Source organism: Acinetobacter sp. B51(2017) (assembly GCF_003711395.1).
In the GTDB taxonomy this organism is placed as follows: Bacteria; Pseudomonadota; Gammaproteobacteria; order Pseudomonadales; family Moraxellaceae; genus Acinetobacter.
On record NZ_PJRJ01000076.1, the window covers coordinates 1 to 1,747 of the forward strand.

Consider the following 1,747-nt stretch of genomic DNA (forward strand, 5'->3'; position numbering starts at 1 on the left):
AAGAACAACTTGTTGTGGATTCTTACCGGTCGCCAATCTTTCGTTAAGGAGGTGATCCAGCCGCAGGTTCCCCTACGGCTACCTTGTTACGACTTCACCCCAGTCATCGGCCACACCGTGGTAAGCGTCCTCCTTACGGTTAGACTACCTACTTCTGGTGCAACAAACTCCCATGGTGTGACGGGCGGTGTGTACAAGGCCCGGGAACGTATTCACCGCGGCATTCTGATCCGCGATTACTAGCGATTCCGACTTCATGGAGTCGAGTTGCAGACTCCAATCCGGACTACGATCGGCTTTTTGAGATTAGCATCCTCTCGCGAGGTAGCAACCCTTTGTACCGACCATTGTAGCACGTGTGTAGCCCTGGTCGTAAGGGCCATGATGACTTGACGTCGTCCCCGCCTTCCTCCAGTTTGTCACTGGCAGTATCCTTAAAGTTCCCACCCGAAGTGCTGGCAAATAAGGAAAAGGGTTGCGCTCGTTGCGGGACTTAACCCAACATCTCACGACACGAGCTGACGACAGCCATGCAGCACCTGTATCAGAGTTCCCGAAGGCACCAATCCATCTCTGGAAAGTTCTCTGTATGTCAAGACCAGGTAAGGTTCTTCGCGTTGCATCGAATTAAACCACATGCTCCACCGCTTGTGCGGGCCCCCGTCAATTCATTTGAGTTTTAGTCTTGCGACCGTACTCCCCAGGCGGTCTACTTATCGCGTTAGCTGCGCCACTAAAGCCTCAAAGGCCCCAACGGCTAGTAGACATCGTTTACGGCATGGACTACCAGGGTATCTAATCCTGTTTGCTCCCCATGCTTTCGTACCTCAGCGTCAGTATTAGGCCAGATGGCTGCCTTCGCCATCGGTATTCCTCCAGATCTCTACGCATTTCACCGCTACACCTGGAATTCTACCATCCTCTCCCATACTCTAGCTTCCCAGTATCGAATGCAATTCCTAAGTTAAGCTCAGGGATTTCACATCCGACTTAAAAAGCCGCCTACGCACGCTTTACGCCCAGTAAATCCGATTAACGCTCGCACCCTCTGTATTACCGCGGCTGCTGGCACAGAGTTAGCCGGTGCTTATTCTGTGGGTAACGTCCACTATCCAAGAGTATTAATCTTGGTAGCCTCCTCCCCACTTAAAGTGCTTTACAACCAAAAGGCCTTCTTCACACACGCGGCATGGCTGGATCAGGCTTTCGCCCATTGTCCAATATTCCCCACTGCTGCCTCCCGTAGGAGTCTGGGCCGTGTCTCAGTCCCAGTGTGGCGGATCATCCTCTCAGACCCGCTACAGATCGTCGCCTTGGTAGGCCTTTACCCCACCAACTAGCTAATCCGACTTAGGCTCATCCATTAACGCAAGGTCCGAAGATCCCCTGCTTTCCCCCGTAGGGCGTATGCGGTATTAGCAGTCGTTTCCAACTGTTGTCCCCCATTAATGGGCAGATTCCTAAGCATTACTCACCCGTCCGCCGCTGAATCCAGTAGCAAGCTACCTTCATCCGCTCGACTTGCATGTGTTAAGCCTGCCGCCAGCGTTCAATCTGAGCCATGATCAAACTCTTCAGTTTAAAATCAATAGTGCCTATAGGGCACCAATCTTGGCTCATCAATTACTGACAAAAAATTTGCTCAAATAAACTTCGAGAAATTCTTACCAATTATCAATGAAAATATATTCGATTGATCAACCAGTAAAAATCCACACAAGTTGTTCTTCATAATCTCTTAATGATT

1 rRNA gene is annotated in these 1,747 nt (G+C 50.4%); it reads right to left on the reverse strand.

Annotation, left to right across the window (positions count from 1 at the left end):
• Positions 1 to 44: 44 nt before the first annotated feature.
• Positions 45 to 1,581: ribosomal RNA gene (locus CYK47_RS15135) — 16S ribosomal RNA — on the reverse strand.
• Between the last annotated feature and the right edge of the window lie 166 nt (positions 1,582 to 1,747).